Consider the following 6955-nt stretch of genomic DNA (forward strand, 5'->3'; position numbering starts at 1 on the left):
ATGACCGACACGCCCAAACTGCGCAGCCGCGCCTGGTTCGACAATCCCGAGAATATCGACATGACCGCGCTCTATCTGGAGCGGTATCTGAACTTCGGCCTGTCGCTGGAGGAGCTTCAGTCGGGCAAGCCGATCATCGGCATCGCGCAGACCGGCTCGGACCTCTCGCCCTGCAACCGCCATCATCTGGTGCTGGCCGAGCGGGTGCGCGAGGGCGTGCGCGAGGCGGGCGGCATCGTCCTGGAATTCCCGGTCCACCCGATCCAGGAAACCGGCAAGCGCCCGACCGCGGGCCTCGACCGCAACCTGGCCTATCTGGGGCTGGTCGAGGTGCTGTACGGCTATCCGCTCGACGCGGTCGTGCTGACCATCGGTTGCGACAAGACGACCCCGGCCGCGCTGATGGCCGCCGCCACCGTCAACATCCCCGCGATCGCGCTGTCGGTCGGGCCGATGCTCAACGGCTGGCACAAGGGCGAGCGGACCGGCTCGGGCACCATCGTCTGGAAGGCGCGCCAGATGCTGGCGGCGGGCGAGATCGACGATGCGGAATTCATCCGCCTGGTCGCCTCGTCGGCGCCGTCGACCGGCTATTGCAACACCATGGGCACCGCGACCACGATGAACTCGCTGGCCGAGGCGCTGGGCATGTCGCTGCCCGGCTCGGCCGCGATTCCCGCGCCGTATCGCGATCGCCAGGAAGTCGCGTATCTGACCGGCAAGCGCATCGTCGAGATGGTGAACGAGGACCTGAAGCCCTCCGACATCCTGACCAAGGAAGCGTTCCACAACGCGATCAAGGTGAACTCGGCGATCGGCGGCTCGACCAACGCGCCGATCCACCTCGCCGCCATCGCGCGCCATATCGGCGTCGACCTGCCCGTGCAGGACTGGGAGACCGAGGGGCACAAGATCCCGCTGCTCGTGAACCTGCAACCGGCGGGCGAATATCTGGGCGAGGATTATTACCGCGCGGGCGGCGTGCCCGCCGTGGTCAACCAGCTCATCGAGCAGGGGCTGATCCACGAGGACGCGATGACCGTCAATGGCAAGACCATGGGCGAGAATTGCCGGGGCGTCGCGATCGAGGACGAAAAGGTCATCCGCCCCTTCGCCCAGCCGCTGAAGGAAGAGGCGGGCTTCATCGTCCTGTCGGGCAATCTGTTCGACGCCGCCGTGATGAAGACCAGCGTGATCTCGGAGGAATTCCGCGAGCGTTATCTGTCCAACCCCGACGATCCCGATGCCTTTGAAGGTCCGGCGGTCGTGTTCGACGGGCCGGAGGATTATCACCACCGGATCGACGATCCCGCGACCGGCATCACGCCGCAGACGCTGCTGTTCATGCGCGGCGCGGGGCCGATCGGCTATCCGGGCGCGGCGGAAGTCGTCAACATGCGCCCGCCCGCCTATCTGATCACCGAGGGCGTGCACTCGCTGCCCTGCATCGGCGACGGGCGTCAGTCGGGCACCTCGGGTTCGCCCTCGATCCTGAACGCCAGCCCGGAAGCGGCGGCGATGGGTGGCCTGGCGCTGATCGAGACCGGCGACCGGGTGCGCATCGACCTGAACAAGGGCACCGCCAACATCCTCATCTCCGACGAGGAACTGGCCGAGCGTCGCAAGACCCTCGCGGCGGCGGGCGGGTATAAATATCCCGCGTCGCAGACCCCGTGGCAGGAAATCCAGCGTTCGGTGGTCGGCCAGATGTCGACCGGCGCGATCCTGGAGGGGGCCGAGAAGTATCAGCGTATCGCCCAGACCCAGGGGCTGCCGCGCGACAACCATTGATGGGGCGCAGGCACTGATCGGGTGCAGGAAAGTCGGGCGGGTCCATCCCGTCCGGCCGCCCGGCGGGGGATCGGCCGTTTCGTCTAGCTGTTCTCGAGCCAGGCCAGGGCGGCGTCGTAGGACAGAAAGGCGTCGATATTGGGCAGCTGGTAATTCTGCCGGACCTGCATCTTCAGGGGGCTGGAATCGACGACCAGCGCCAGCCGGTCGCCGGGCCGATAGAATGCCATGATGCCGTCGCGCATCACCTGGACCATCGTGATCGGCATGATGGGGGTGTCGCGTCGATCGACCAGCACCCTGGCATGGCCCCACTGCGCACGCGATGCGTCGAGGAAGGGCTGGAAGCAGGCCCAGTAGCGGTCGGCGATCTCGACGGTCCACGCGGTTCGCGTCCGGACCTGAATGATGAAGCCGTCGTCCAGCCAGACGGAGAATCCGGGGTCGTCGATTCGCATGGGCCTGTTTTCCCCCTCCGGCACCAGATGGCATGGCGTCGCTGTCCAAGTGGTTAAAACCAAAATGGACCCATTGGGAATGACCCAAATGTCGCTATGGCGGTGACGGCTGGACGACCGCGAGCGCCTCTTGACCTGAACCGGGCGGCACTCGATACCGCTAACAAAAATCGCGGAGAGTAAGACATGGCAAGCAATTCCACTCCTCTGATCGATGCCCTGCCCGAGGATTGGCGGACGGGCCGTTTCGTCGGCCGTATCGATCGCGGCGAGGGGCCATGTCCTATTTTGGTGCAGGGCGGGGAAGTTTTCGACATGAGCCGCGTCGCCCCGACCGTTTCGGCGCTGATCGCGGCCGGTACGATCGAGGCCGGGCAGGGTGAATCGCTGGGCGATCTGGGCGACCTGAACCTGTCCCCCGAGCAAGGCGCGGCCAACCGCCTGCTCTCGCCGATCGATCTGCAATGCGTGAAGGCGGCGGGCGTGACCTTCGCCGTGTCGGCGCTGGAGCGGGTGATCGAGGAGCGTGCGCGCGGCGACCATGCCAAGGCGGCGGGGCTGCGCGCCACGCTGGAACAGGCGCTGGGCGGCAATATCCGTTCGGTGGTGCCGGGCTCGCCCGAGGCCGCGCAGCTCAAGGACGTGCTGATCGCCGAGGGGCTGTGGTCGCAATATCTGGAGGTCGCGATCGGCCCCGATGCCGAGATCTTCACCAAGTCGCCGGTGCTGTCGACCGTGGGCTGGGGCATGCCGGTCGGGGTCCGCTCCGATTCGACCTGGAACAACCCGGAGCCCGAGGTGGTGCTGGTCGCCGACGCGCATGGCAAGGCGGTCGGCGCGACGCTGGGGAACGACGTCAATCTGCGCGATTTCGAGGGGCGCTCGGCGCTGCTGCTGGGCAAGGCGAAGGACAACAACGCCTCCTGCTCGCTCGGGCCGCTCGTCCGGCTGTTCGACGACGGCTTCACCATGGACGATGTCCGGTCGAGCGAGGTCAAGCTGACCATCACCGGCGCCGACGGCTATGTGCTGGAAGGCGCCAGCTCGATGGACCAGATCAGCCGCGATCCCGAGGACCTGCTGGGCCAGGCGCTCAGCGAGCATCATTATCCGGACGGCCTCGTCCTGTTCCTCGGCACGCTGTTCGCGCCGACCCAGGACCGTGACGAGCCCGGCCGCGGCTTTACCCACAAGGTCGGCGACACCGTCGTCATCGCCAACCCGCGTCTGGGCACGCTGGTCAATCCGGTGATGACCAGCGCCGACGCCCCGGCCTGGACCTTCGGTCTGGGCGACCTGATGCGCAACCTGGCCAAGCGTGGCCTGTTGTGACGGAGACTCAAGACATGTTGCAGAAGACCAGCGCCGCCGATCTGGTCGCGCGCTATCCCAGCCTGACCGACAAGCGGGTGATCGTGACCGGCGGCGGCTCGGGGATCGGCGAGGGGCTGGTCGAGGCGTTCGTCGCGCAGGGCGCCCGCGTCGCGTTCGTCGACATCGCCGAGGAAGCGAGCCGGGCGCTGGTCGAGCGGCTGTCGGGCGATGCCCGCCATGCGCCGATCCATCGCCGCTGCGACCTGACCGATCTCGACCATCTCAAGACGATCTTCGCCGAGCTGGAAGAGGCGCTGGGCGGGGTCGACATCCTGGTCAACAATGCGGGCAATGACGACCGCCACAGCATCGCGGACGTGACCCCGGCCTATTGGGACGAGCGGCTGAACGTCAATCTGCGGCACCAGTTCTTTGCCGCGCAGGCGGTGATCCCCGCGATGAAGCGCGCCGGTGGCGGCGCGATCCTGAACTTCGGGTCGATCAGCTGGCACCTGGGCCTCAACGACCTGGTCCTCTACCAGACGTGCAAGGCCGCGATCGAGGGCCTGACCCGCAGCCTGGCGCGCGATCTGGGGCGCGACAATATCCGCGTGAACACCATCGTGCCGGGCAACGTCCAGACGCCGCGCCAGGAAAAATGGTACACGCCCGAAGGCGAGGCGGAGATCGTCGCGGCCCAGTGCCTCGACGGCCGCATCCAACCCGCCGATGTCGCGGCGCTGGTGCTGTTCCTGGCCTCTGACGATGCCCGGATGTGCACCGGCCACGACTATTTCATCGACGCCGGTTGGCGCTGACAGACCGGGCGAGAGCATAGGAGAGAGTGATGCAGCAGGCCGAACATTGTCTGACCGTGGGTGCGACGCTGGGCGAGGGCCCGATCTGGGTCGACGGCCTGCTGTGGTTCGTCGATATCAAGCAGCAGCGCATCTATGCCCATGATCCGGTGGCGGGCACGCTCGATCACTGGGACTCGCCCGAAATGGTCGGCTGGGTGGTGCCGGCGCAGCGCGGCGGATTCGTCGCCGGGCTGAAGTCGGGCCCGCATCACTTCGATCCCGCCACCGGCGGGTTCGAGCGTATGGCCGAGGTCGATACGCATCTCCCCGCCAACCGCCTGAACGATGCGTGCGTCGACGGGCAGGGGCGGATCTGGTTCGGCACGATGGACAATGACGAAACCGCGCTGTCGGGCCGCCTGTTCAGCTGGGTCGCGGGACTGGTCTCGCCGTCCAGCGCCGATGCGGTGTGCATCACCAACGGTCCCGCCATCTCGCCCGACGATTCGACGCTCTATCATGTCGACACGCTGGGCAAGGTGATCCTGGCTCATGCGATCCTGGCGGACGGGACGCTCGGCCCCGCGACCGAGTTCGCGCGCTTCGGCGATGCGGACGGTCATCCCGACGGCGCGATCTGCGATGCCGAGGGCGGGGTGTGGGTCGGCTTTTACGGCGGCTGGGCGGCGCGGCGTTACGGCCCCGACGGCGTGATGACCGATGAGGTGCGCTTCCCCGTGTCCAACATCACCAAGATCGCGCTGGGCGGCCCCGACGGCCGCACCGCCTATGCCACCACCGCGCGGCAGGGCCTGTCGGACGAGCAACTCGCCGAGCAGGTCCAGGCGGGCGACATCTTCACCTTCCGGGTCGCAGTCCCGGCCAAGCCGCTCCACCGCGCGGCCTTCTGACCCCCATCTCCGAACCCGGCGTCTCGGGTGGCCCGCTCCTGAACGGGGGCGGGCCTTCTATCCTTCCATCGCGCTGCGGGTATCCTCCAGCGCCAGATCGACGAGCAGCCGCATGGCCTCTCCCGCGCCCTCGACATCGCCCGCGGCGATCGCGTCATAGACCTTCACATGGTCGGGCACCGGATTGCGGGGCAGCGCGCGCGACCGCTGCTTGAACTGGGTGGTCCAGGCGACCGCCGCGCCGATGCTGGCGGTCAGCACGACCAGCGCATCGTTGCGGGTCGCGGCCAGCACGGCGTTGTGAAATTCGCGATCCGCCGTACGCCCCGCCTCGGTCGCCAGCGTGTGGCGGCGCATCGCGGCCAGCGCGTCGCGCATCTCCTTCAGGTCGGCCTTGTCGCGTCGCTCGGCCGCCAGCCGCGCGGCGGCGGGCTCGACGATCGACCGCAGCTCGAACAGGCTGCGCACGAACTGGATGTCGGGCTCACCCGAAAAGGCCCAGGCCAGCACATCGGGATCGAGCAGATTCCAGCGGTTGCGCGGCAGGACGCGGGTGCCCGTCTTGGGTCGGCTCTCGACCAGCCCCTTGGCGCTCAGCACCTGCACCGCCTCGCGATAGGCGCTGCGCGACACGTCGAGCGCCTCGGAAAAGGCGACCTCGCCCGACAGCGTGTCGCCGGGGCGATATTCGCCCGACACGATCGCCGCGCCCAGCTTGTGCGCGATCGCGCCGTGCAGACGGCGGCCGGTGCCGCGCCGGGTCTTGGGTGCGGGAACCTCGGAATCGGCCGAGGACTCGACCGGGGAATCGACCAGGGGTTCGGGCGCGGCGTCCCCGTTCGTCATCATGTCATCCATCGATCGTACCTCTCCGCCCCTATCCTCGCGCATTACCTTTAACATTGCCATCGCTCCGTCAAACGAATATGTCGGAGTAATATAAAGGAGCTTCCCCTATGACCGATTTCCGCTCGATCGACGCCGCCACCGGACAGCCGGTGGGCGACGCCTTTGCGGTGCACGGACCGGCCGATGTCGATGCGGCCTGTGCCGCGGCAGAGGAGGCGTTCGACGTCTATCGCGCCACCAGCCGCGAGGAGCGCGCCGTGTTCCTCGACAGGATCGGTGCCGAGATCATGGCCATTGGCGACGATCTGATCCAGGCGGCGATGCGTGAAAGCGGTCTGCCGCGCGCGCGCCTGGAGGGCGAGCGCGGCCGCACGGTCGGCCAGCTCGGCCTGTTCGCCAAGGTGCTGCGCGCCGGGGCCTATCTCCAGGTCCGTATCGACCCCGCCATGCCCGACCGCCAGCCGCTGCCGCGCCCCGATCTGCGCCTGCGCATGGTGCCGCTGGGTCCGGTCGCGGTGTTCGGCGCGTCCAACTTCCCGCTCGCCTTCTCGACCGCCGGTGGCGACACCGCCTCGGCGCTGGCCGCCGGTTGTCCGGTGATCGTCAAGGGCCATCCCGCTCATCCGCAGACCGGCGCGCTGGTTGCCGCCGCGATCGAGCGCGCGGTCGAGGCCTGCGGCCTGCCCAAGGGCGTGTTCGGCCATCTGACCGGCCCCAGCAACGAACTGGGCGGCGCGCTGGTCCGTGATCCGCGCATCGCGGCGGTCGGCTTCACCGGCTCGCGCGCGGGCGGCCTGGCGCTGCTGAAGATCGCGCAGGAGCGGCCGATCCC

The 6955-nt window shown here is 68.0% G+C and carries 7 protein-coding genes (1 of these 7 only partly in view); 5 read left to right on the forward strand and 2 right to left on the reverse strand.

Annotated elements, in window-relative coordinates; translation table 11 throughout:
* Positions 1-1791, forward strand: coding sequence for an IlvD/Edd family dehydratase (locus tag QE360_RS07420; RefSeq protein WP_309700454.1), 1791 nt, complete (start codon positions 1-3; stop codon positions 1789-1791).
* A gap of 83 nt (positions 1792-1874) precedes the next feature.
* Here QE360_RS07420 and QE360_RS07425 read toward each other — a convergent pair whose 3' ends face one another.
* The gene (locus QE360_RS07425) at positions 1875-2249 is read right to left on the reverse strand and encodes a hypothetical protein (protein WP_309700456.1); all 375 of its coding nucleotides are present in this window, start codon (positions 2247-2249) and stop codon (positions 1875-1877) included.
* A 186-nt stretch (positions 2250-2435) separates the two neighbouring features.
* Here QE360_RS07425 and QE360_RS07430 point away from each other — a divergent pair, with 186 nt between their 5' ends.
* The 3 genes from QE360_RS07430 to QE360_RS07440 are packed head-to-tail and all read left to right on the forward strand — an operon-like array spanning position 2436 to position 5274.
* Entirely contained in the window at positions 2436-3581 is a 1146-nt protein-coding gene (locus QE360_RS07430; protein WP_309700458.1) for a fumarylacetoacetate hydrolase family protein, read from the forward strand.
* A gap of 14 nt (positions 3582-3595) precedes the next feature.
* Positions 3596-4381, forward strand: a complete 786-nt coding sequence (locus QE360_RS07435) for an SDR family oxidoreductase (RefSeq protein WP_309690705.1) — start codon at positions 3596-3598, stop codon at positions 4379-4381.
* A 29-nt stretch (positions 4382-4410) separates the two neighbouring features.
* A complete protein-coding gene (locus QE360_RS07440) occupies positions 4411-5274 on the forward strand; it encodes an SMP-30/gluconolactonase/LRE family protein (RefSeq protein WP_307101293.1) in 864 nt (287 codons plus the stop codon).
* A 57-nt stretch (positions 5275-5331) separates the two neighbouring features.
* On the opposite strand, the gene QE360_RS07445 is transcribed toward QE360_RS07440, so the two are convergent.
* Positions 5332-6123 (reverse strand): FadR/GntR family transcriptional regulator, encoded by a 792-nt coding sequence (locus QE360_RS07445; RefSeq protein ID WP_309700462.1) that lies wholly within the window; start codon positions 6121-6123, stop codon positions 5332-5334.
* A 107-nt stretch (positions 6124-6230) separates the two neighbouring features.
* Between QE360_RS07445 and QE360_RS07450 the strand changes: the two genes are divergently transcribed.
* Positions 6231-6955: the start of an aldehyde dehydrogenase (NADP(+)) gene (locus tag QE360_RS07450; protein WP_309700464.1), read on the forward strand. 799 nt of this gene lie beyond the right edge of the window; the window shows 725 of its 1524 coding nt (coding positions 1-725); the start codon lies at positions 6231-6233; its stop codon lies off the right edge, out of view.

Origin of the sequence: Sphingomonas sp. SORGH_AS_0789 (assembly GCF_031453055.1) — a bacterium.
Lineage (GTDB): Bacteria > Pseudomonadota > Alphaproteobacteria > Sphingomonadales > Sphingomonadaceae > Sphingomonas.